The organism is Azospirillum canadense, assembly GCF_025961225.1.
GTDB classification, from domain to species: domain Bacteria; phylum Pseudomonadota; class Alphaproteobacteria; order Azospirillales; family Azospirillaceae; genus Azospirillum; species Azospirillum canadense.
On the sequence record NZ_JAOQNG010000001.1, the window covers coordinates 1,153,334 to 1,173,408 of the forward strand.

General features: G+C 68.5%; 21 protein-coding genes and 1 other RNA gene. 8 read left to right on the forward strand and 14 right to left on the reverse strand.

Annotated elements, in window-relative coordinates; translation table 11 throughout:
• Positions 1–33: 33 nt before the first annotated feature.
• From M2351_RS05445 to efp, 5 genes are all read right to left on the reverse strand, one after another.
• Entirely contained in the window at positions 34–1,437 is a 1,404-nt protein-coding gene (locus M2351_RS05445; protein WP_264655112.1) for a peptidoglycan -binding protein, read from the reverse strand.
• A 181-nt stretch (positions 1,438–1,618) separates the two neighbouring features.
• A complete protein-coding gene (locus tag M2351_RS05450) occupies positions 1,619–2,818 on the reverse strand; it encodes a DNA repair protein RecN (protein WP_264655113.1) in 1,200 nt (399 codons plus the stop codon).
• A 36-nt stretch (positions 2,819–2,854) separates the two neighbouring features.
• The gene (locus tag M2351_RS05455; protein WP_264655114.1) at positions 2,855–3,610 is read right to left on the reverse strand and encodes an OmpA family protein; all 756 of its coding nucleotides are present in this window, start codon (positions 3,608–3,610) and stop codon (positions 2,855–2,857) included.
• 234 nt (positions 3,611–3,844) lie between these two features.
• Positions 3,845–4,687 carry an inositol monophosphatase family protein gene (locus M2351_RS05460; RefSeq protein ID WP_264655115.1) on the reverse strand — a complete coding sequence of 281 codons (843 nt, stop codon included), beginning with the start codon at positions 4,685–4,687 and terminating at the stop codon, positions 3,845–3,847.
• Positions 4,688–4,777: 90 nt separating this feature from the next.
• A complete protein-coding gene (gene efp, locus M2351_RS05465; protein ID WP_264655116.1) occupies positions 4,778–5,344 on the reverse strand; it encodes an elongation factor P in 567 nt (188 codons plus the stop codon).
• A gap of 232 nt (positions 5,345–5,576) precedes the next feature.
• Between efp and epmA the strand changes: the two genes are divergently transcribed.
• Positions 5,577–6,638, forward strand: a complete 1,062-nt coding sequence (gene epmA / locus M2351_RS05470; RefSeq protein WP_264655117.1) for an EF-P lysine aminoacylase EpmA — start codon at positions 5,577–5,579, stop codon at positions 6,636–6,638.
• A gap of 63 nt (positions 6,639–6,701) precedes the next feature.
• Here the strand turns inward: epmA and M2351_RS05475 are convergent, their stop codons facing one another.
• Positions 6,702–8,048 (reverse strand): OmpP1/FadL family transporter, encoded by a 1,347-nt coding sequence (locus M2351_RS05475; RefSeq protein ID WP_264655118.1) that lies wholly within the window; start codon positions 8,046–8,048, stop codon positions 6,702–6,704.
• Positions 8,049–8,306: 258 nt separating this feature from the next.
• On the opposite strand from M2351_RS05475, the gene M2351_RS05480 reads away from it, so the two are divergent.
• Complete coding sequence (locus tag M2351_RS05480) at positions 8,307–9,311, forward strand: hypothetical protein (RefSeq protein ID WP_264655119.1); 1,005 nt, start codon at positions 8,307–8,309, stop codon at positions 9,309–9,311.
• Positions 9,312–9,336: 25 nt separating this feature from the next.
• Here M2351_RS05480 and M2351_RS05485 read toward each other — a convergent pair whose 3' ends face one another.
• The 5 genes from M2351_RS05485 to M2351_RS05505 form a co-directional block, all read right to left on the reverse strand.
• Entirely contained in the window at positions 9,337–10,158 is an 822-nt protein-coding gene (locus tag M2351_RS05485; protein WP_264655120.1) for a TSUP family transporter, read from the reverse strand.
• A gap of 10 nt (positions 10,159–10,168) precedes the next feature.
• Complete coding sequence (gene thiE / locus M2351_RS05490) at positions 10,169–10,819, reverse strand: thiamine phosphate synthase (RefSeq protein ID WP_264655121.1); 651 nt, start codon at positions 10,817–10,819, stop codon at positions 10,169–10,171.
• 3 nt (positions 10,820–10,822) lie between these two features.
• A complete protein-coding gene (locus M2351_RS05495) occupies positions 10,823–11,752 on the reverse strand; it encodes a class I fructose-bisphosphate aldolase (RefSeq protein ID WP_264655122.1) in 930 nt (309 codons plus the stop codon).
• A gap of 354 nt (positions 11,753–12,106) precedes the next feature.
• Entirely contained in the window at positions 12,107–12,334 is a 228-nt protein-coding gene (locus M2351_RS05500) for a hypothetical protein (RefSeq protein ID WP_264655123.1), read from the reverse strand.
• Between the two features lie 125 nt (positions 12,335–12,459).
• Positions 12,460–12,897 carry a hypothetical protein gene (locus tag M2351_RS05505; RefSeq protein WP_264655124.1) on the reverse strand — a complete coding sequence of 146 codons (438 nt, stop codon included), beginning with the start codon at positions 12,895–12,897 and terminating at the stop codon, positions 12,460–12,462.
• 109 nt (positions 12,898–13,006) lie between these two features.
• Here M2351_RS05505 and M2351_RS05510 point away from each other — a divergent pair, with 109 nt between their 5' ends.
• On the forward strand, positions 13,007–13,366 hold the full coding sequence (locus M2351_RS05510; RefSeq protein WP_264655125.1) for a type II toxin-antitoxin system HicB family antitoxin: 360 nt from the start codon (positions 13,007–13,009) through the stop codon (positions 13,364–13,366).
• On the opposite strand, the gene M2351_RS05515 is transcribed toward M2351_RS05510, so the two are convergent.
• The 3 genes from M2351_RS05515 to tkt form a co-directional block, all read right to left on the reverse strand.
• Positions 13,353–14,372, reverse strand: a complete 1,020-nt coding sequence (locus M2351_RS05515) for a glycosyltransferase (protein WP_264655126.1) — start codon at positions 14,370–14,372, stop codon at positions 13,353–13,355. The two genes, M2351_RS05510 and M2351_RS05515, sit on opposite strands and share 14 nt — an antisense overlap.
• Before the next feature lie 115 nt (positions 14,373–14,487).
• The gene (gene gap, locus M2351_RS05520) at positions 14,488–15,495 is read right to left on the reverse strand and encodes a type I glyceraldehyde-3-phosphate dehydrogenase (protein WP_264655127.1); all 1,008 of its coding nucleotides are present in this window, start codon (positions 15,493–15,495) and stop codon (positions 14,488–14,490) included.
• 111 nt (positions 15,496–15,606) lie between these two features.
• Positions 15,607–17,622 (reverse strand): transketolase, encoded by a 2,016-nt coding sequence (gene tkt, locus M2351_RS05525; protein WP_264655128.1) that lies wholly within the window; start codon positions 17,620–17,622, stop codon positions 15,607–15,609.
• Positions 17,623–17,905: 283 nt separating this feature from the next.
• Here tkt and M2351_RS05530 point away from each other — a divergent pair, with 283 nt between their 5' ends.
• The 5 genes from M2351_RS05530 to M2351_RS05550 all read left to right on the forward strand — a co-directional run bounded on the left by M2351_RS05530 (position 17,906) and on the right by M2351_RS05550 (position 20,071).
• Positions 17,906–18,130 carry a hypothetical protein gene (locus M2351_RS05530; RefSeq protein ID WP_264655129.1) on the forward strand — a complete coding sequence of 75 codons (225 nt, stop codon included), beginning with the start codon at positions 17,906–17,908 and terminating at the stop codon, positions 18,128–18,130.
• Between the two features lie 4 nt (positions 18,131–18,134).
• Entirely contained in the window at positions 18,135–18,449 is a 315-nt protein-coding gene (locus M2351_RS05535; RefSeq protein ID WP_264655130.1) for a cell division protein ZapA, read from the forward strand.
• A gap of 13 nt (positions 18,450–18,462) precedes the next feature.
• Positions 18,463–18,622, forward strand: a non-coding RNA gene (ssrS, locus tag M2351_RS05540) — 6S RNA.
• 34 nt (positions 18,623–18,656) lie between these two features.
• Complete coding sequence (locus tag M2351_RS05545; RefSeq protein WP_264655131.1) at positions 18,657–19,238, forward strand: 5-formyltetrahydrofolate cyclo-ligase; 582 nt, start codon at positions 18,657–18,659, stop codon at positions 19,236–19,238.
• A gap of 11 nt (positions 19,239–19,249) precedes the next feature.
• On the forward strand, positions 19,250–20,071 hold the full coding sequence (locus tag M2351_RS05550; protein WP_264655132.1) for a TIGR00282 family metallophosphoesterase: 822 nt from the start codon (positions 19,250–19,252) through the stop codon (positions 20,069–20,071).
• Positions 20,072–20,075: the final 4 nt, after the last annotated feature.

Here is a 20,075-nt window from a genome sequence, read left to right on the forward strand (position 1 = left end):
TCCCCGGAAGGGAGAAGGGACTATGGCTCATTGTCACCGCTGATCCAGCTTCACCTCGATGCGCCGGTTCCGCGCCAGCGCTTCGTCGCTGGTGCCGGGGTCGAGCGGCTGGTACTCGCCGAAGCCGGTGGCGGCCAGACGTTCCGGCGGGATGCCCTGGTCGATCAGGTACTTCACCACCGAGATGGCGCGCGCTGACGACAATTCCCAGTTGGACGCGAACTGGAAGCGGACCGGGCGGTTGTCGGTGTGGCCGTCGATGCGCAGGACCCAGTTGATGTCCGGCGGGATCTGCTTCCCGATCTCGATCAGCGTGCGCGCCAGTTCCGCCAGACGCACCTTGCCGCCTTCCTCCAGCGTCGCGGAGCCCGACGGGAACAGCAGCTCCGACTGGAAGACAAAACGGTCGCCGACGATGCGCACGTCCGGCCGGTTGCCCAGCGTCTCGCGCACGCGGCCGAAGAACTCCGACCGGTAGCGGGCGAGGTCCTGCACCTTGGCGGCCAGCGCCTGGTTCAGGCGGGATCCCAGCTCGGCGATCTGGACCTTCTGCTCCTCGGCCTTCTTCTCCGACACGTCCAGCACCGCGCCGATCTTGGCGAGTTGCTCGCGCAGCGCGGCGATCTGCTGGTTCAACACGTCCACCTGCTGGCGGGCCTTGCCGGTCTCGCCTTGCTCGCCGGTCAGCGAGGCCATCAGCTCATTGATGCGGATGTCGCGCTTTTCGATGTCCTTCTGGGCGAGCATGGTCTTCTCGCCAGCGTCGGCGAGCTGCGATTGCAGCGCCTTGGACCGGTCGCGCTCGCTGCCCAGCTGGGCCAGCAGCGCTTGGCGCTGCTCTTCCGACAGGCGGAGGCCAGTGGAGGTCTCGGCCAGCTTGCCTTCCAGCGTCTTCCGGGCCTCACCCAAGGCTTGCCGCTGCTCGTCGGATTGGCGGAGCGCAGCCGCGGCTTCGGCCAACTCGCCTTCCAGCTTCTGTCGGGCCTCGCGCAGGGCCTTCAGGTCGGCCTGAAGGCTGGCGGCCTCGCGCAGCTTCAGCTCGATCGTCTCCTTGTCGGCGCGGACGGTGCGCTGAAGCTCCTCGGCGGCGCGGTTCGCCTTCTCCAGGTCGCCTTGCAGAGCGCTCATCTTGGTCGTCATGTCGTCGCGCGCGGCGACGGAGCCCTGGAGTTCGGCGGACAGCTGGGCGACGTTCACACGCAGGTCGGCGTTGGCGTCGCGTTCCAGCGCCAGCAGGTCGTTCATCTCCGCGACCTTGCGGTTCAGGCTGGACAGTTGCTCGTCCCGGCCGGTCAGGGCGGTCGCCATGTAGAACTGGGCGACGACGAAGACCATCAGCAGGAAGATGACCACCATGACGAGGGACGACAGCGCGTCCACCCACCCGGGCCAGGCGCTGACCTCGCGATGCCCGTTGCGGCGGCTGATGCTGGGCATGGTGGCGTGTTCCTTCCGCTTTCAAAACCCCTCTCCCGTCCCGGGAGAGGGAGGGGCCTGCCGCCTTGCGGCGGGAGGGTGAGGGTGCTGCCGAAGATCGAGACGCTGACCCTTGGCGTCACCCTTACCAGACGCCTTTGGCGTCACCCTCTCCCGGGACGGGAGAGGGATTGGGCGGTCGTCACCGCTGCTCCGACTCCTCCGCCAACGCGGCGATGGTGCGTGCCAGCAGCTTGATCTCGCTGCGGATTTCCTGCACCGCCTGGACCCGGCCGCTGGACGACTCCTCGACGATGCGGGCGAGGTAGATGTCCATGTTGCGCAGATGCTGCCGCGACGCGTCGTCGAAGCCGCCGATGGCCGCGTCCGACAGCCGGTCGAGTAGGCTCTTCATCTCCAACTGGTTCTCGCCGAGGCGGAGGAGCAGTTGCTGCTCCGCGCGCATCTGGTCGGTCAGCGTGCTCAGCCGCTCGGTCAGCGCCATCAGGTTGGCGTTGGCGGCGCGCCGGCCTTCCTCCGACGTGGCGACGGTGCGCTGGAGCGAGTCCAGGTTCTCCGCCGTCTGTTCCAGGAGTGCCGTCAAATAGGCCGGCACCGACTGGTCGCCGGTTTCCAGCCCGCCGGTGCCGCTCGACAGGCGGGTGGCGCCGGACAGCCAGTCCTCCACGTCCTGGAAGAAGCGGTTGTGCGCCTGGCTGGCCTGAAGTTCCAGGAAGCCCAGAACCAGCGACCCGGCGAGGCCGAACAGGGAGGAGCTGAAGGCCGTGCCCATGCCGGTCAGCGGTGCTTCCAGCCCCTGCTGCAGGTTGGTGAACATGGAGCCGACGTCGCCGCCCTGAACCGACAGCCCGCCGATCACCGACCCGACCGACTGCACCGTGTGCAGCAGGCCCCAGAAGGTGCCGAGCAAGCCCAGGAAGATCAGTAGGCCGATCAGGTAGCGCGACAGCTCCCGCGATTCGTCCAGGCGCGAGGCGATGCCGTCGAGCAGGGAGCGCATCGACAGCGCCGACAGGGTCAGGCGCCCGCGCCGCTCGCCCAGCATGCGCGCCATCGGCGCCAGCAGCACGGGCTCGGGGCCGGTGCCCCCAGGACCATTTGTCTGCCCGCTGGTCTGGTAATGCTCCAGCCAGGCGACCTCGGGCCGCAGCATCAGCACTTGGCGGAAGATAAACAGGATGCCGGCCAGCAGCGTGCCCAGGATCAGCCCGTTCAGCGCCGGGTTGTTCATGAAGGCCGCTCGCAGCGCCGGGAACAGCAGAGCGGCGACGCTCCCGACGACCACCAGAAAGAGGATCATCCGTGTCAGGAAGCGCTGCGGGCGCGTCATCGGGGAGGGCTCCTCCAGCGTTCGATACGGGGACGGGGCGATGGCGGCCATGGGCACACTCGTCCAGTGGGGGAGGCGGTCAGCACGTCACTCGTTCAGAAACTCGATATCCACGCGGTCTGACGGGCCGCCCGCGGCATCCATGCCCAGCGCGCGGATGTCCACCCGCGTGCTGGCGATGCCCGCGGCCCCCAGCCGTTCGCGCACGGCCAATGCACGGGCGAGCGACAGCTGCCGCGCCTCCCGCACCGTGTCCGGCGTTCCCTCGGCGTAGGCGCGCAGTTGCAGGCGCAGCGTCGGGTTGGCGCGCATCCGCTCGGCGATCCCCGATAGCGGCGCTTCCGCCGAATCGGGCAGACTGTTGGCCGTCGGGTCGAAGACGAGGCTGAGCGGGGCAGTCTTCGCCGGGCGCGGCGCCTGGGAAGGCGGCTGCGCAGCGGGGGGTAGGGCCGCCGTCTGCGTACGAGATTGCGCGGGCGGAGTGGCCGGCCCGGGAGCGGGGGCGGCGTTCGGCGTCGGGGACTTCGCGGCGCTCTGCACCGGCGGCGCGCCGGCTGGCGGCGGGGGCGGAGCCGGAGTCGCCCCGACCTGGATCTGCGGCAGTTCCGGCGCGGTCAGCACGGTGGGGGCCTTGAAGCGCGGCGGCGCCGACGGGGCCTTGCGGGCACCGACGTCCGGCCGCGGCGGAACGGGCAGGGGCTGCGCGTTTTCCAGCGTCAGCTTCGCCGACCCGGATTGGGGCTGCGCCGATTGCGCGGCGGCCGGGTTGATCTCGGCGTCGGCGGGCGCCGACAGGGCCACGCCGAAGGTCGCCGCGACCGCGGCGGCGGAAAGGACGCGCACCCATGCCGCCCGCCGCAATGGCTGCCTTGATGGCCGCCCTGACGGCGCATTCGGAGAACGGCTCATGCGTCCTGCAATCCCCATGATGACCAACGCAGAGTTTCCAATTACACGGAAAAGCGTTGGTACCATAGCCCTTCGATTGGCGTAGCGACAACGCCCTTTGGGCCGCGCGGCGGGTTTCCCCACCAAAGCGCGGCCTGAATACCCCGTTGGGCACAGGGGCTTATAGGATCAGACGCCCGTCGTACCCGGGGCAGTGGGGGCGCCGGTGACCTTGCGGTCGGTAGCACCGCGCAGGATCTTGGCGATCGGCAGATGCAGGTGGGCGTTGGCCGCCAGGATGGAGCCGCCGAACACCGGGTTGCGGCCGCCGCCGATCTCGCCGACGAAGCCGCCGGCCTCGGTGACCAGAAGCTGGCCGGCCGCCGCGTCCCACGGGGCCAGCCCGCGCTCCCAATAGCCGTCGAAGCGGCCCGCCGCGACAAAGGCGAGGTCGAGCGACGCGGCACCGAAGCGGCGGATGCCCGCGACCTCCTTCATCAGCGCCTCGGCCTCGACCAGGAAGCCCTGGTGGTCGCCGCGACCCTTGAAGGGGATGCCGGTGGCCAGCAGCGCGTCTGCCATGTTGCGCCGCTCCGACACGCGCAGGCGCTGGTGGTTCAGGAAGGCGCCCTGGCCCTTTTCCGCCCAGAACATCTGGTCGTGCACCGGCTCGTAGACCACGCCGGCGACGATCTCGCCGTTCTTCTCCGCGGCGATGGAAATCGCCCAGTGCGGCAGGCCGTGCAGGAAGTTGGTGGTGCCGTCCAGCGGATCGACGATCCAGCGCGCGGTCGGGTCGCTGCCCTTGCTGCCGCCCGTCTCCTCCATCAGGAAGCCGAACTCGGGGCGGGCCCGCTGCAGTTCTTCGCGCAGCAGCTTTTCCGCCTTCAGGTCGGCTTGGGAGACGAAATCCGCCGGTCCCTTGCGCGACACCTGGAGGTGCTCGACTTCGCCGAAGTCGCGGACAAGGCCGCGGGCGGCCTTTTCGGCGGCGCGGACCATCACGTTGATAAGGGCGGAGCGGGTGGCCATGGGCGGTGCTTTATCTCGTGCGAAACCGGAAAAAGAATACACCGGCCCCTGCCATAAGCGAGAGCCGGTGCGCAAAAACTCGAAGGACGATCAGTCCTTGGCGCGCTCGACGTACGTGCCTTCCTGGGTGTCGACGACGACGCGGGTGCCGGTGTCGATGTGCGGCGGCACCAGAATCGACACGCCGTTCTCCAGCTTCGCCGGCTTGTAGGAGGAGGAGGCCGTCTGGCCCTTCACCACCGGGTCGGCCTCGACGATCGTCAGGGTCACCTTGCCCGGGATCTCGACGCCCAGCGGCGAACCCTCGAAGGACTGCACGGTGACTTCCATGCCGTCCTGGAGGAACACCTTCTGGTCGCCGACGATCTCGCCGGGGATGGCGATCTGCTCGTAGCTTTCCTTGTCCATGAAGGTGTAGCTGTCGCCCTCGGCGAACAGGAACGTCATTTCGTGCTCGTCCAGGCGGGCGCGCTCGACCGTCTCCTGGGTGCGGAAGCGCTCGATCGACTTCGTGCCGGTGCGCACGTCCTTCATTTCGAGCTGGATGAAGGCTCCACCCTTGCCGGGCTGGACGATGGCGGTCTTGGTGATGACCCAGAGCTTCCCGTTGTGCTCAAGCACATGGCCGGGACGCATCGTGTTGGCGTTGACCTTCATGACGTACTCGTGATTTCCAAGAGACAGGCGGCGCGGAACCTAGCAGCTTGCCAGCCCCGAGGCAACGCCGGGTGGAGGCAAATTCGGCGCGATGCGCCTTCTTTGTGCGGCTTTACCCGTCCGAAACAGCCCAGAGCGTGCATCGGGACCGCCGCGCGGCACCAGATTGTCCGTTTTCCGCGGGCGCCGTCCCTGCTAAGCAGCGGCATAACTCTCCATCCGGATCAGCGCCATGCTCGCCACCCCGCCGCCCGGCATCTCCCCCTGGCATCCCGACACCTTCGCCCGCCGCCGCCCGCATCTGGCGGTGCGCGGCCGCGTGCTGGGCGCCGTCCGCTGCGTCTTCGAGGAGAACGCCTTCGTCGAGGTGGACACGCCGGCGCTCCAGGTCTCTCCGGGCATGGAGCCGCACCTCCAGGCCTTCGCGACCGACCTCCAGGGGCCGCACCCGGACGACCGCCGACGGCTGTACCTGCACACCAGCCCCGAATTCGCCATGAAGAAGCTGCTGGTCGCCGGGATGCCGCGGATCTACCAGATCGCCCACGTCTACCGGAACGGGGAGCGGTCAGGGACCCATTCGCCGGAATTTTCCATGCTCGAATGGTACCGGGCGGGGGAGGGCTATCGGACCCTGATCCAGGATTGCGAGGATCTGGTGCGCGCCGCCGCTAACGCGGCCGGGCGGAGCCGGTTCGACTTCCGCGGCATGGTTTGCGATCCCTTCAAAGCATGGCGCGTGCTGACCGTGCAGGACGCCTTCCTGGACTATGCGGGAATCGACCTGCTGGCGACCTTCGACGGAACCCACGACCCGGACCCTGCGGCCCTGGCGGCCGAGGCGGAGCGCATCGGCGTTCATCCGCACGCGGGCGACCGGTGGGAGGACATCGTCTTCCGCATCATGTTCGACCGGATCGAGCCGCACCTGGGCGAAGGCGTGCCCTGCGTCCTGACCGACTATCCCGTCTGCATGGCCGCCCTGTCTCGCCCCAAGCCGGAGGATCCGCGGCTGGCCGAGCGGTTCGAGTTGTACGCCTGCGGGCTGGAGTTGGCGAACGCCTTCGGCGAACTGACCGACGCCGCCGCCCAGCGCGCCCGTTTCGAGGCCGACATGGACCTGAAGCAGCGCCTCTACGGGGAACGCTTCCCTGTGGACGAGGACTTCCTCGCGGCGCTGGAGCACGGTATGCCGGAAAGCAGCGGCATCGCGCTCGGTTTCGACCGCCTTGTCATGCTGTGCAGCGGGGCGGAGAGCATCGACGACGTGCTCTGGCTGCCCGTCGCCCTATAGAAAACCCGTAGGTCGGGTGGAGCAACGCGGAACCCGACAGGTCCCGCGTTGCGAAGCCCGTGATCAGAACGAAATCTTCGTCTGCAGGGCGACGATGTCCACGCTCGCCTTGTAGTCGGCGCTCAGGTTGCCGCGGAAGGCGTCGGTGCCGGTCAGGTTGTCGGTCAGGTTCACCTTGGTCGTGTTGGCGAACACGTGGGTGTAGCCGATGTCCGTCCGGATGTTGTCCGTCAGCTGGTAACCGGCGCCGACCGAAAGCCAGTAGCGGTCGCCGTCGGGGATGCGCGGCGTGCGGTACTGGTCCTGGACCGGGGTCTGGTCATAGGCGACGCCGGCGCGCAGCGTCAGCTTCTCGTTCACCTTGTAGGCGGCACCGAGTGCGAAGAACCAAGCGTCGTCCCACTGCTCCTCGGTCACCGAGTCGGTGCGCAGCGGATTGCTGTAGCGGATCCGCAGTTCCTTGAAGCGCGACCAGTTGGTCCACTGGACGTCGGCCATCACCGCGAAGTCGCTGGTGATCTCGTGGTAGGCGCCGAACCCGATGATGTCCGGGGTCGTGACCTTCGCCTTCACGAAGGTGTTGGCGAAGCTGGCGCGCAGCGCCGGGACCGCCGGGACGCCTTCGAACTTCGCGTCGCCTTCCAACTCGTGCGAGACGGAGGAGCGGTAGGATAGGCCGAAGCGGGTGCCCTTCGCCGGCTCGTACAGAAGGCCGGCGGTCGCACCGAAGCCCCAGTCGCTTCCCTTCACCTCGCCCATGCCGTCGCGCGACCCCGGCAGGACCGCCGCACCGGTCGCGGCGAGGATCGAGCCGAAGTCCACGGCCTGGCTGAGGCGCGCCTTGGCGTACTGGAACTGGATGCCGCCGGCCACGGTCAGTTCGGGCAGCAGCTTGTAGGCGACGGTCGGAGTGATGTTCAGCGTCAGCAGGCTGGAATGGACGCCGTGATAACGGCCGACCCAGTTCTCCGGATAGTCCGTGGACAGGCCCCAGGGGGAGTTGATGGACAGGCCGAGCTTCACGTCCGGAGACACCGTGTAAGCGACATAACCCGACGGCAGCGCCGCGTCGATGGCGAGATCGTCCGAATCGGACGTGCCGCTGATGCGCCCGCCGCCCAGCCGCGCCGCGCGCGTGCCCACGGCGTTGGACGTCTTCACCGATGGGAAAATCCCCGACACGACGCCAACCGCCTCGTTCCCGTTCACCGCGCCGAGGGCGGCGGGATTGAAGAAGAGGGCGGTGGCGTCGCCGGCGGCGTTCGCGGTCACGCCGGCGAAGGAGGTCCCCTGGCCGGATGCGCTCTGTTCCTTCAGCAAATAACCCGAGGCCAGCGTCGGCAGTGGGGCCGAGACGGCGGCCACGGCCACGGCGGCCAGCAGATACGCCTTTAGATCATTCTTGGGCAATTGTTTCTCCCCCGAATTGTTGTTAACGCAATGATACACAAATTGACGTTAACGTAAAGCCCCCGGCGCCTGCTGGCGATCGACGAAAGATGTATGCCACCGACGGTTTACGGATTCCACGCGAAAGCCCTCCGTATGCGACAGAAGTTCTAAGATGATCCGGAGAGGGGAATAAGATTGCTCGGCAATCCGCAGGGGCGCCCGTGACGGGCCGCCGCCGCCGGTGTTTGCGTGGGCATGCAAGGAACGGCAGCGTTGGTGCTTTGGTTCGCCCTCATCCTCGTCGGGATCGGGGCGATGCAATGGGGATCGCAGCGGGTGTGCGCCCTGCTTGGCGAACTGCGCAAGCATTGGGGGATCGCGGAAACCGGCGGGGGCGCTCTCCTCGGTTTGGCGACGGCCAGCCCGGAGATTTCGGTCAACATCGCCAGCGTCGCGCTGGGCTGGCCGGACATCGGGCTGGGCACGGCGCTCGGCTCGAACGTGCCGGCGCTGCCGCTGGTCTTCGTCATCTCCTACGTCTCGACTCGCTGGCATCGCCGCCGCGCCATGGCGGAGCACCGTCAGGCCCCCGACTCGGCGCCGCCCCCGCCCATGCCCCAGGTGAAGGAACAGGCGGTGTGGCTCCAGATGCTGCCCTACCTGCTGGTCGTTGCACTCCTCGCCGCGCTGACGCTGACGCCGGGCTGGGAGGGGTTGCAGCCGCTGGACGGGCTCGTCCTGGCGGTCGCCTGCGGCGCCTATATGGTGCGGGCGCTCAGGGCGCCGGGGGAGCGGGTGCCCTGCCAGTCGCCCGGGCGCAAGACGCTGGCAGCACTGCCGGGCTTCGCGGCGATTGCGGCGGGCGCGCTGGTCGCGGTGCTGGCCTCCCGCCAGCTGAACCAGGCGCTGGGCATTTCGGACCTCGTCGGTGGGCTGTTCATCACCGGCTTCCTGTGCGCCCTGCCGGAAAGCTTCAGCGCGTGGCGGCTGTCGCGGTCGGGGCGGGCGACGTCAGCCGTGTCGGCGGCGGTGGCCGACGGAATCTACTCCCTGACGCTGGCCATGCTGCCGCTGTCGATCGTCGGCGCCGCTGTTGGGAACGTGGCGCTCTACGCCCTGAACCTCGGGTTCCTCGGCGCCGTGCTGCTGGGCTACATGGCGTTGAACCGGCGCGTCGTGGCGGGGGAGGCGCGCAGCAGCTTGCTGACGCCGGCGCGGGTCGGCGTCTTCGCGGTCGGCTACTGTGCCTACGTGATGGTGGCGGTGCGGCTGATCGCTTGACTGCGGGTCGCCTGACGCCGGAATGTCAGGCGAACCAGGCGGCCAGTGCGCCGATGGCGGCGCGGATGTAGCCCTGCTCGTCGGTCCAGACCAGTTTGGCGGTGATGGCGAGCGAGGCGACGACCAGCATCGGCCGGACGATGGCCGCCCCGTTGCGGATGACCATCTGCGCGCCGAGCTGCGCGCCCAGCGACTGCCCCACGCCCATCAGCAGGCCGGCGACCCAGACGATGTGCCCGCCCATCAGGAAGAACAGCAGCGCTGCGATGTTGCTGGTGAAGTTCAGCACCTTCGTGTGCGCCGTCGCCTTGCGCAGGTTGAAGCCCAGCAGCGAGACGAAGGCGATGGCGAAGAAGGTGCCGGTGCCCGGCCCGAAGAAGCCGTCGTAGAAGCCGATACCCGTCCCGGCGAGCAGGGCGAAGGCGCGCTCCCCGATGCGCTGATGCGCGTCGATCTCGCCGGCCTTGGGCGTGACCATCAGCCAGACGGCGATGCCGACCAGCAGGACCGGGATGACGTTGCGCAGGAAGCCGGGGTCGAGCATCTGCACGATGATGGCGCCGATCGCCGACCCGGCGAAGGTGCAGGCGATCATCGACGCCATCTCGCGCGGCTTCACCTCGCCGTCGCGCGTGAACTTCAGCGCCGCGGAGAAGGACCCGAAGCTCGACTGGACCTTGTTGGTGGCCAGCGACTCGGCGGGCGACAACCCGGCCCACAGCAGGGCGGGCAGGGTCAGCAGCCCGCCGCCGCCGGCGATGGCGTCCACGAAGCCGGCGAGCAGGCCGACGCCGAACAGCATGCCCAGCGTGTCGAGCGCCAGGCCGTGGAAGGAGAACAGGTCCATGTCGTCGCGCTCAGTCCGCCGAGGCCTCGGCTATGGCCGTGTTGAAGGCCTTCACGGCGGCGCCGGGGCCGCCCGGGTGATGCCACACGGCGCTGACCACCGCCAGGAAATCCGCCCCCGCCGTGACCAGCGGGCCGCAGTTTTCCGGCGTGATGCCGCCGATGGCGACGCAGGGGACCTCCATCAGCTCCGACCACCAGCGCAGCAGCTCCGGCTCGGCCTTGTAATCCGCCTCCTTGGTGGAGGTCGGGAAGAAGGCGCCGAAGGCGACGTAGTCCGCCCCAGCCTCGCCCGCTTCCATGGCGAGATGGCGGCTGTCGTGGCAGGTCACGCCGACGATGGCGTCGCGGCCGAGGATCTTGCGCGCCTGGTCGTAGGGCGTGTCCTTCTGCCCCACATGCACGCCGTCGCAGCCGGTCTCGCGCGCCAGCTGGGGATGGTCGTTCAGGATGAAGGCGACTCCGCGGTCCTGGGCGATGGGACGCAGCGCGTCGCAGGCCCGGCGGATGGCGTCGTCGGAACAATCCTTCATGCGCAGCTGCACGCAGGCGACGTCGCCGGCGTCCAGCGCCTCCGCCAGCAACGGCGCGAACGCCGCCGGCTCCAGGGCCGGCGGCGTCACGAGGTAGAGCCGACAGGTCGGTTCGTTACCTTGGGGCAACCCTTACTCCTTGCCCTGATAGATCTTCATGATCCGGTCGAGCAGCTTCAGGGCGTCCTCACGCGGACGCTGGAAGGCGTTGCGGCCGATGATCGAGCCGTTGCCGCCGCCGTCGCGGATGGCGCGGGCGTCCTCGAACACCGCATCCTCGCCCTTGGTGGCGCCGCCCGAGAAGACCACGATGCGGCGGCCGTTGAAGGCGCACTGCATGATGTGGCGGACGCGGTCGGCCTGGGTGGCGATCTGGATGCCCTTGGACTCGTAGACCTTCTTGGCTTCCGCCTGCTCCAGATGGGCCGACGGCAGCTTCACCTTGATGATGTGGGCGCCCAGTAGCGCGGCCATGTGGGCGGCGTAGCCGATCACGTCCATGGCCAGCTCGCCGTCCTTGGAAATGTTGCCGCCGCGCGGGTAGGACCACAGCACGGTCGGCAGGCCGACCGACTTGGCCTCCTTCGACAGCTCGCGGATCTCCTCGTACTGGTTGTACATGGAGTCGGAGCCGGGGTATATCGTGAAGCCGATGGCCGACGCGCCGATGCGCAGGGCGTCCTGGACGGAGGCGGTCACGGCTTGGTCGGCCGCTTCCTTCTGCGTGGACAGGCTGTTGGCGCTGTTCATCTTCAGGATCAGCGGGATCGAGCCGGCGAAGGTCGACGCGCCGGCTTCCAGCGAACCCAGCGGAGCGGCGTAGGCGTTGCAGCCCGCGTCGATGGCCAGCTGGTAATGGTAATGCGGGTCGTAGCCCGGCTCGTTCGGCGCAAAGCTGCGCGCCGGGCCGTGCTCGAAGCCCTGGTCGACCGGAAGGATCACCAACTTACCGGTGCCGCCCAGCTTGCCTTCCATGAGAATGCGGGCGAGGTTGGCCTTCACGCCCGGGTTGTCGCTCTCGTAGTTCGCAAGAATTTCTTTAACGCGGCGAGTGAGCTTCATGTGGCTCTTCCCCTTGGGGCTTTGTTCGGAAATGCGGCCCTAATAGCCCAGCGTGGCCCCATTTGCAACGTCGGGAGGGGTGTAATGCGGCGTTTCACGGCGGCAAACGGGCTTATTCAGTCTGTCTAGCCGCTTCGGCCAGGGGCCCGCCGATGTCACGTTCATATGAAGTATACAAACGAAATTCATATCAAACAGCGAAGGTACCCAAGAATAGACCGTTCGATCTCCGCCAGCGTTGGGGGCGGCGCGCATCGGTGTCTTGCGGGTGCTGCATCAACGCGTGCAAAGGCGCGCCGGCGTCCCGGCGCACCTTTGGGTGAAGCAAGCAACCGCCGGCCGGAAGACGGCTGATCAAAGAGCGGAATGCACCGCGACGTAGAGGCCGTAGCCGACGCCCGCAACGACGCACCACGCCCCGGCGGCGAGGCCGACCCAGAGGGCGATCAGCTTCACGCCGCGGATTTTGTCGACGTGCGGTTCGGGGAAGGGGATGGCGCGGCTCAGCCCATCCGGGCGCTCGTGGCGCGGGGGGTGATCGTCGAAGCCGGTCTCGGAGCGCAGGGGAGTCGTCGTCGTCATCGGGGTGAGTACCGCTTCATGTCCGTTGGTGTAACAGTACACCACCTTTGATCGGGTTGATTCGGGGAAAAAGCGGTATCCTTTAGTGATAGACAAAGGCGCCGAGGGGCGCCGAAGTGCGCCGATCACCCCGCGGACGTTTGGCCGGGGCTCCCTTTCGCCAGATGCTGCCGGCAGGCCGCGACCGGATCGCGGGCGCCGCGCAGGTCGAGCGCCGCGGGCGGTTCAGTGAGCACGGTCGACCCCATCCGTTCGGCGATGCTTGTCAGCGTCGCGGCGACTGGCGCCGGGCCGGTGAACAGGATCGCCTTGATCCCGGCGGCGAGCGCGCCCTGGGCGTCGCCCGCCCGGTCGGCGCAGTCGAGCACGGCGGTCAACCCGACCGACGGCCACTCCGCCGCCGCCCGCGCGACCAGCTCGCGGAACCACAGGGCCCCGCCGTGCGCCGCCCCCGCCGGAGCGCTGACCAGCCGCACGGGCACGCCGAGGTCCGCCGCCGCCGCGCAGGCCGCGCGGGCGTCGTCGAGGCTGTGAACGCGAATAGCCGGTGTGGTCGTGGTCATCGGGCGGCCCATGATCCTGTTGAGCGTGCGCGAATTGAGGCAGGTCAAACCCCTGCATCACCGGCGAGGCTATCCTCGCAACCGAACGCATCCCCTGGGGTCGCCGCCGATGATGGACTATAAGGGCTACAAGGCCCAGATCGACTTCGACAACGAGGCCGGCATTTTCGTCGGGGAGGTCATCAACACGCGCGACGGGATCACCTTCACCGGCCGCTCGGTGGACGAGTTGAGGACCGCGTTCCGCAAGGCGGTGGACGACTATCTGGAGATGGCCTGCGATATGGCCGGCAACACCGACCAGCCGCTGTCCGGCAAGCTCGCCATCCGCGTCAACCCGACGCTGCACCGCGCCATCGCCACCTGCGCGGAGCGGGAAGGGAAGAGCGTCGCCGCCTGGGTCGCCGACCGGCTGAGCGAAGCGACCGGCGTGAATTCCGTCAAAATCGGTGCTGTCAAGATCGGCTAGCGCGGGTCTCCATCACGTCCCGGTAGAAGGCCTCGATCTCCACGAGGCGGCCGTCCTGGTCGAAGCGGCTGAGGTCCGCGTCGTAGCGCGGCGGGCGTCGCGCGTGGGCATGGCGCAGCGCCGCGGCAAGCGCGTCCACGTCGTCCAGCGCCACAAGCTCCGCCGGGTAACCGGGCAGCAGCGCCATCGCCCCCTGCGACCGCGTCGCGACGATGGGCGTCCCGGCGTCCAGCGCCTCCAGGAACACCAGCCCGAAGGGCTCGTCCCGCGACGGCGAGACGAACAGGTCGAAGGCCTGGAACAGGTTGCGCGCGTCGCCACGGAAACCGGTGAAGTGGACGTCGGCCGGCGCCGTGCTTTCCAGGGCCGCGCGCTCCGGTCCGTCACCAACGACCACCAGCCGCGCGTCGGGCAGGGCGGCGCGGCGGAAGGCCTCGATCAGCAGGTCGCAGCCCTTGGCCGGGATCAGGTGGCCGACAAAGCCGATCAGGAAACCCGTGCCGTCGCCGGCCAGCGCGCACCGCTCCCGCGCGACGGCGTCCGGAGTGAGGCGCGGCTGCGGCCGGTACCACAGGTCGATGCGCGCCGTCCGCCCTTGGTAGCCGGTGGAGACGCCCGTCCGCTGCCAGTCCGTGGTGCAGATCAGCCCATCAACGCGCTTGTAGCTGTCGTGGCGGTAGTCGAGGTGGATGGTGGACACCACCGGCACCCGGCCGGCGACCCGCGGCAGCAGGCGGCTGGCCCGCCCGCCATGCGCGTGGACCACATCGGGGCGGAAACGCCGGACCGTGGTCCAGGCTTTCCAGGACCAGAAAGGGCGCGTCAAGGTTTCGACGCGGACGGCCGGGTCAAGCCAATCCCGGATGGAGACGCCGTTCCCATCCACGCAGTCCCGGCGCAGGAGCAGAAGCACTTCGTGCCGCCGCGCCTGCGCGTTCGCCAGCTCCGCCACATGCCGCTCGGCGCCGCGGAAGCCCTTCGACAGGATGGTTTGCAGGATCCTCATAAAGCCCGGGCGCCGTTGTTGCCGACTGATGCGGTTGTAGTCGCTCTGCTCCGCTCCACAAAGAAAAAGGCGCTCCGTTGCCGGAGCGCCTTTCCCTTGGTCAAAGAGCGTGAGCTTACTTCGCGTTCGCCATGGCGACGGCGGTGTCGCTCATGCGGTTGGAGAAGCCCCACTCGTTGTCGTACCAGGTCATGATGCGGACGAAGGTCCCGTCGATGACCTTGGTCTCGTTCAGCGCGAAGATCGAGCTGTGCGGGTCGTGGTTGAAGTCGGTGGAGACCAGATCCTCGGTGTAGACGCCGAGGATGCCCTTCAGCGGGCCGTTGGCGGCGTCGCTGATCGCCTTGCTGATTTCCTCCGCGCTGGTGGCGCGCTTGGTGGTGAACTTGAAGTCCACGACCGACACGTTGGGCGAGGGAACGCGGATCGAAGTGCCGTCCAGCTTGCCCTTCAGCTCCGGCAGCACCTTGCCGACGGCCTTGGCGGCGCCGGTGGAGGTCGGGATCAGGTTCAGGGCCGCGGCGCGGGCGCGGTGCAGGTCCTTGTGGTTCGTGTCCACGATCCGCTGGTCACCCGTGTAGGAGTGGATCGTGGTCATGAAGCCGCGCTCGATGCCGATCAGGTTGTTCAGCACGAAGGCGACCGGAGCCAGGCAGTTCGTGGTGCACGACGCGTTCGACACGATGCGGTGCTCGGCCTTCAGCTGGTCGTGGTTCACGCCGTAGACGACCGTGATGTCCTCGTCCGTCGCCGGGGCGGAGATCAGCACCTTCTCCGCGCCGGCTTCCAGGTGCTTGGCGGCGTCGGCGCGCTTGGTGAAGATGCCCGAGCATTCCATGGCGATCTGGACGTTCAGATCCTTCCACGGCAGCTTGGCCGGGTCACGCTCCTGCACGACCTTGATCGAGTGGCCGTTCACGATCAGCTCACCATCGCGGGTCTCGATGGTGCCGGGGAAGCGGCCGTGGACGCTGTCGTACTTCAGCAGGTGGGCGTTGGCCTTGAGGTCGGCGAGGTCGTTGATCGCCACGACCTCCACATCCTTGCGACCGCTCTCGTAAATGGCCCGCAGGACCAGACGGCCAATGCGGCCAAACCCGTTGATCGCAACCCGAACAGCCATTGTATTCCTCCAGTCTGGCTTTCCCCGACCCCGGGCGCTCGGCCCGGGGCGGCAACTCTCCGCCCCCGGGCCAGCGGCCCCGGGGCGCTGAACCGATAATGGTCGGTCTTTTTACAGGCGCGCCTTCGCGGCGGCGACCACAGCCTCGGCGGTAATGCCGAAGTGCTTGTAAAGCTCCTGATAGGGGGCCGACTCGCCGAAGCCGGTCATGCCGACGAAGGCGGTACCGGTGGCGCCCGGATATCCCAGCCAGCGGTCCCAGCCCTGGCGGATGGCCGCCTCGACGGCGACGCGCACGCCGGTGCCCAGCACCGACGCCTTGTAGGCGTCGTCCTGCGCCTCGAACAGCTCGAAGCTCGGCAGCGATACGACGGCGGTGCCGACGCCCTCGGCCTGGAGCGCCTTGCGGGCCTCCATGGCCAGCGACACCTCGGACCCGGTGGCGAGCAGCGTGACCTTGCGCTCACCCTCGGCCTCGGCCATCACATAGCCGCCTCGGGCGGAGCGGTTCTCCTCCGTGTGCTCGGTGCGCAGGGTCGGCACGTTCTGGCGGGTCAGCGCCAGGACCGACGGGCCGTTCACCCGCTCCAGCGCGATCTGCCAGCACTCCGCGGTTTCCACGGCGTCGGCCGGACGCAGGGTCAGCAGGTTCGGGATGGCGCGCAGCGCGGCCAGATGCTCGACCGGCTGGTGGGTCGGGCCGTCCTCGCCCAGGCCGATCGAGTCGTGGGTCATCACGAAGATCGAGCGCTGCTTCATCAGCGCGGCCAGGCGGATCGACGGGCGGCAGTAGTCGGCGAACTGCATGAAGGTGCCGCCGTAGGGAATGACGCCGCCGTGCAGCGCCATGCCGTTCATGGTGGCGGCCATGCCGTGCTCACGCACGCCGTAGCGGACGTAGCGGCCGTGGAAGTCGCCGCGTCCCTTCACGTCGGCCGTGTTCTTGGCCTTGGTGTTGTTGGACGGGGTCAGGTCGGCGGAGCCGCCGATCATCTCCGGCACGCCCGGGACCAGCACGTCGAGCGCGTTGCCCGACGCGACGCGGGTCGCCCAGCTCGGCTTGTCCTCGGACACCTTCTTCTTGAAGGCGGAGACCAGTTCGCCGAGGCCGGCCGGAACGCCGCGGCCGACCGCAGCCTCGAACGCCTTGCGGGCCGAGTCGTCGAGGCTGGCGAGGCGCTTCTCCCAGGCGGCGAAGGCGGTGTCGGCGCGGAACCCAGCGGCGCGCCAGGCGTCCAGCACGTCGGCCGGAACGACGAAGGGCTCGTGCGACCAGCCGATGTTGGCGCGGGTCGCGGCCACCTCGTCGGTGCCCAGCGGCGCGCCGTGGGCGGCGTGGCTGTTGGCCTTGTTGGGGGAGCCCTTGCCGATTACGGTGCGGCAGGCGATCAGCGTCGGCTTGTCGGTGCTGCGCCGCGCCTCCTCGATGGCCTTGGCGACCGCCTCCGGGTCATGGCCGTCGACCGACAGCGTGTTCCAGCCGTAGGAGCGGAAGCGGGCCGGCGTGTCGTCGGTGAAGCTGAGGTCAGTCGGGCCATCGATGGAGATGTGGTTGTCGTCCCACAGCACGATCAGGCGGTTCAGCCCCAGATGGCCGGCCAGCGAGCAGGCCTCGTGGCTGACGCCCTCCATCAGGTCGCCGTCCGACGCGATCACGTAGGTGTAATGGTCGACCAGATCGTCGCCGAAGCGGGCGTTGGTGATGCGCTCCGCCAGCGCGAAGCCGACGGCGGTGGACACGCCCTGGCCCAGCGGTCCGGTGGTCATCTCGATGCCCAGCGTCGGGTCGACCTCCGGGTGGCCCGGCGTCAGGCTGCCGAGCTGGCGGAAGCGCTTCAGCTCGTCGATGGTCATCCGCTCATAGCCGGTCAGGTAGGCCAGCGAGTAGATGAGCATCGAGCCGTGGCCGGCCGACAGGATGAAGCGGTCGCGGTCGGCCCAGGTCGGCTGCTTCGGGTTGAACTTCAGGAACCGGGTGAACAGGACCGTGGCGACGTCCGCCATGCCCATGGGCATGCCGGGGTGGCCGGACTTGGCGGCCTCGACCGCGTCCATGGCGAGCGCGCGGATGGCGTTGGCCATGGTCTGGACGGAAGCGGACGAGGAGACGGCGGGAGCAGCGGACATCGGGCAATGTTCCTGAAGACGGGCGCGCGAGCCAGTGGGATTGACGCAAGCGGGGTGGAAGCAACACCGATCGGGCGGGAAACCAGGGTTTCCCGCAGAACGCGCGCACCATGCAGAAGCCTTCCGCCGAGGTCAACATGGGAATGGGGATGGCACATTGCCGTAGGGCGCATTTCAGGTTGACGGCGCGGTGCAAGCGGCCCAACTGTAATGCACAAGATTTTATGCATGTGCGAAGCAATCGACCGCCTGCCCATCGGACTTTCGCCAAGGTTTTCAGCCCATGGATTCTCTGAAAGACGCGCTCGCCCGATTGTCCAAGGCAGTCGACCGGCTGGAGCACGCCGCGGCCGCCCGGGAGGAGCGGGTGGTCCGGCACGAGCAGGACATGGCCGAGGCCCTGCGCGAGGCGCGCACCGAGCAGGCGCGCGCCCAGGAAACGGCGGACAGCGTGTCGAAACGGCTGGAGGCGGCCATCGGCCGGCTCGAAGCGGTGCTGGAGAACTGATTCCATGGCCCAGGTCGATATCGAGGTGAACGGTCGCGCCTACCGCGTCTTCTGCGAGGACGGGCAGGAGGCGCGCCTGCGCGAGCTGGCCGCCTATGTGGACATGCGGCTGAAGCAGGTGACCGGCGGCGGCAAGTCGGGGTCGGAGGCGCAGATGCTGGCGCTGACCGCCATCGTGATGGCCGACGAGATGCAGGACCTCATGGCCGGGCGCGGCATCGCTCCGGTCACGTCCGTGGACGAGGCGGAGGTGGCTGCCGCCGTCGATCATGTCGCCCAACGCATTGAAGAGGTTGCCGCGCGGCTCGAACGCGCCTAAGTTAGTGCACGGAAGGTCGCTGCCTGGTTCGTCAGGTCGCAATAATCCCCAGGGCCGATAATCTTAGACTCTCGGGAGCTGTCCCTGTCCGGACCCTGGTCCGGGTACACGGCGCCCACCTGCTCTGCAGGTCATGGAGGATAAGCAATGCCAACGGCCGAGGCGGCACCTTCCGCCTTCCCATTCCCCACCGCATCTCCGGCGACGATGACCGACCCGCGCGCGATCAAGGACGCCGCCCGACTCCAGGCGCGCGCCGTGCGCGACGCCATCGTCGACGACGCTCTGCGTCAATCGGCCGCAGCCGTTATCCGGGACCGCGTGCTGGCCGACGTTGAACTCCCCGACGGTCCGGTGGCCGGTTATTGGCCATTGGGGTCGGAACTCGACGTTCGCCCCGTTCTCATCCATCTTCATAGTCTCGGCCGCTCGGTGGCGCTGCCCGTGTCGGGGCCGCGCGGGCAGGCGCTGACTTTCCGCGACTGGGATCCGGCGCTGCCGCTGGCCGCCGGGCGCTACGGAATTCACGAGCCCGGCGCCGATCGGCCGGAGGTTGCGCCGGCGGTGCTGCTGGTGCCGATGCTGGCCTTCGACCGCACCGGGCACCGGCTCGGCTACGGGGCCGGCTACTACGACCGGACACTGGACGCCCTGCGGGCGGTCCGCCCGGTGCTGGCGGTTGGCGTCGCCTTCGCCGCGCAGGAGGTGGAGGCGGTGCCCTGCGCCGACCACGACGAGCGGCTGGATTGGATTGTCACGGAGCGTGAGTCGCTCTGCATTTCGCACTGAAGGTTTGGACGATGCGGCTTTTGTTTCTGGGTGACGTGGTGGGGCGGTCGGGACGCGACGCGGTGATCGCGCACATGCCGGCGCTGCGGGAGCGTCTGGACCCCGACCTGACCGTGGTCAACGGCGAGAACGCCGCCGGCGGCTTCGGCATCACCGTCAAGATCGCCCAGGACTTCTTCGAGGCCGGCGTGGACGTGGTGACGCTGGGCAACCACAGCTGGGACCAGAAGGAACTGGTGGCGGCCATCGACCAGCATCCGCGCATCGTCCGCCCGCTGAACTACCCGGAAGGCACGCCGGGCCGCGGCTTCGTGCTGCTGCAGGCGCGCGGCGGGCGCAAGGTGCTGGTGATGAACGTCATGCTGCGCCTGTTCATGGATGCGCTCGACGACCCCTTCGCCGCGGTCGACCGGGTGCTGCGTGCCCACCGGCTGGGGGCGGGCGGGGTGGACGCCATCCTCGTGGACATGCACGGCGAGGCGACCAGCGAGAAGATGATCATGGGCCATTTCTGCGACGGCCGCGCCTCGCTGGTGGTCGGCACCCACAGCCACGTGCCCACGGCCGACCACATGATCCTGCGCGGCGGCACCGCTTACCAGAGCGACGCCGGCATGTGCGGCGACTACGACAGCGCCATCGGCATGAAGAAGGAAGTCGCCATGGCGAAGCTGATCCGCAAGCTTCCCACCGAGCGGCTGAGCCCCGCGGAAGGGGAAGCGACCGTCTGCGGCTGCTACGTCGAAACCGACGACCGCACGGGCCTCGCTATCCGCATGGAGCCGTTGCGGCTCGGCGGCCGCCTGAGCCAATCCATGCCGACGCGGAGCTGACCGC

Bases quoted from the DNA above. Each gene is read 5' to 3' on its own strand.
- M2351_RS05545 (WP_264655131.1), top strand. From the start codon at position 18,657: ATGACCGACCCGCGCGCGATCAAGGACGCCGCCCGACTCCAGGCGCGC.
- tkt (WP_264655128.1), bottom strand. From the start codon at position 17,622: ATGTCCGCTGCTCCCGCCGTCTCCTCGTCCGCTTCCGTCCAGACCATG.
- epmA (WP_264655117.1), top strand. From the start codon at position 5,577: ATGCTCGCCACCCCGCCGCCCGGCATCTCCCCCTGGCATCCCGACACC.
- M2351_RS05505 (WP_264655124.1), bottom strand. From the start codon at position 12,897: ATGACCACGACCACACCGGCTATTCGCGTTCACAGCCTCGACGACGCC.
- M2351_RS05550 (WP_264655132.1), top strand. From the start codon at position 19,250: ATGCGGCTTTTGTTTCTGGGTGACGTGGTGGGGCGGTCGGGACGCGAC.
- efp (WP_264655116.1), bottom strand. From the start codon at position 5,344: ATGAAGGTCAACGCCAACACGATGCGTCCCGGCCATGTGCTTGAGCAC.
- M2351_RS05495 (WP_264655122.1), bottom strand. From the start codon at position 11,752: ATGAAGCTCACTCGCCGCGTTAAAGAAATTCTTGCGAACTACGAGAGC.
- M2351_RS05515 (WP_264655126.1), bottom strand. From the start codon at position 14,372: ATGAGGATCCTGCAAACCATCCTGTCGAAGGGCTTCCGCGGCGCCGAG.
- M2351_RS05510 (WP_264655125.1), top strand. From the start codon at position 13,007: ATGATGGACTATAAGGGCTACAAGGCCCAGATCGACTTCGACAACGAG.
- M2351_RS05460 (WP_264655115.1), bottom strand. From the start codon at position 4,687: ATGGCCACCCGCTCCGCCCTTATCAACGTGATGGTCCGCGCCGCCGAA.
- M2351_RS05500 (WP_264655123.1), bottom strand. From the start codon at position 12,334: ATGACGACGACGACTCCCCTGCGCTCCGAGACCGGCTTCGACGATCAC.
- M2351_RS05450 (WP_264655113.1), bottom strand. From the start codon at position 2,818: ATGGCCGCCATCGCCCCGTCCCCGTATCGAACGCTGGAGGAGCCCTCC.
- M2351_RS05445 (WP_264655112.1), bottom strand. From the start codon at position 1,437: ATGCCCAGCATCAGCCGCCGCAACGGGCATCGCGAGGTCAGCGCCTGG.
- M2351_RS05485 (WP_264655120.1), bottom strand. From the start codon at position 10,158: ATGGACCTGTTCTCCTTCCACGGCCTGGCGCTCGACACGCTGGGCATG.
- M2351_RS05535 (WP_264655130.1), top strand. From the start codon at position 18,135: ATGGCCCAGGTCGATATCGAGGTGAACGGTCGCGCCTACCGCGTCTTC.
- gap (WP_264655127.1), bottom strand. From the start codon at position 15,495: ATGGCTGTTCGGGTTGCGATCAACGGGTTTGGCCGCATTGGCCGTCTG.
- M2351_RS05530 (WP_264655129.1), top strand. From the start codon at position 17,906: ATGGATTCTCTGAAAGACGCGCTCGCCCGATTGTCCAAGGCAGTCGAC.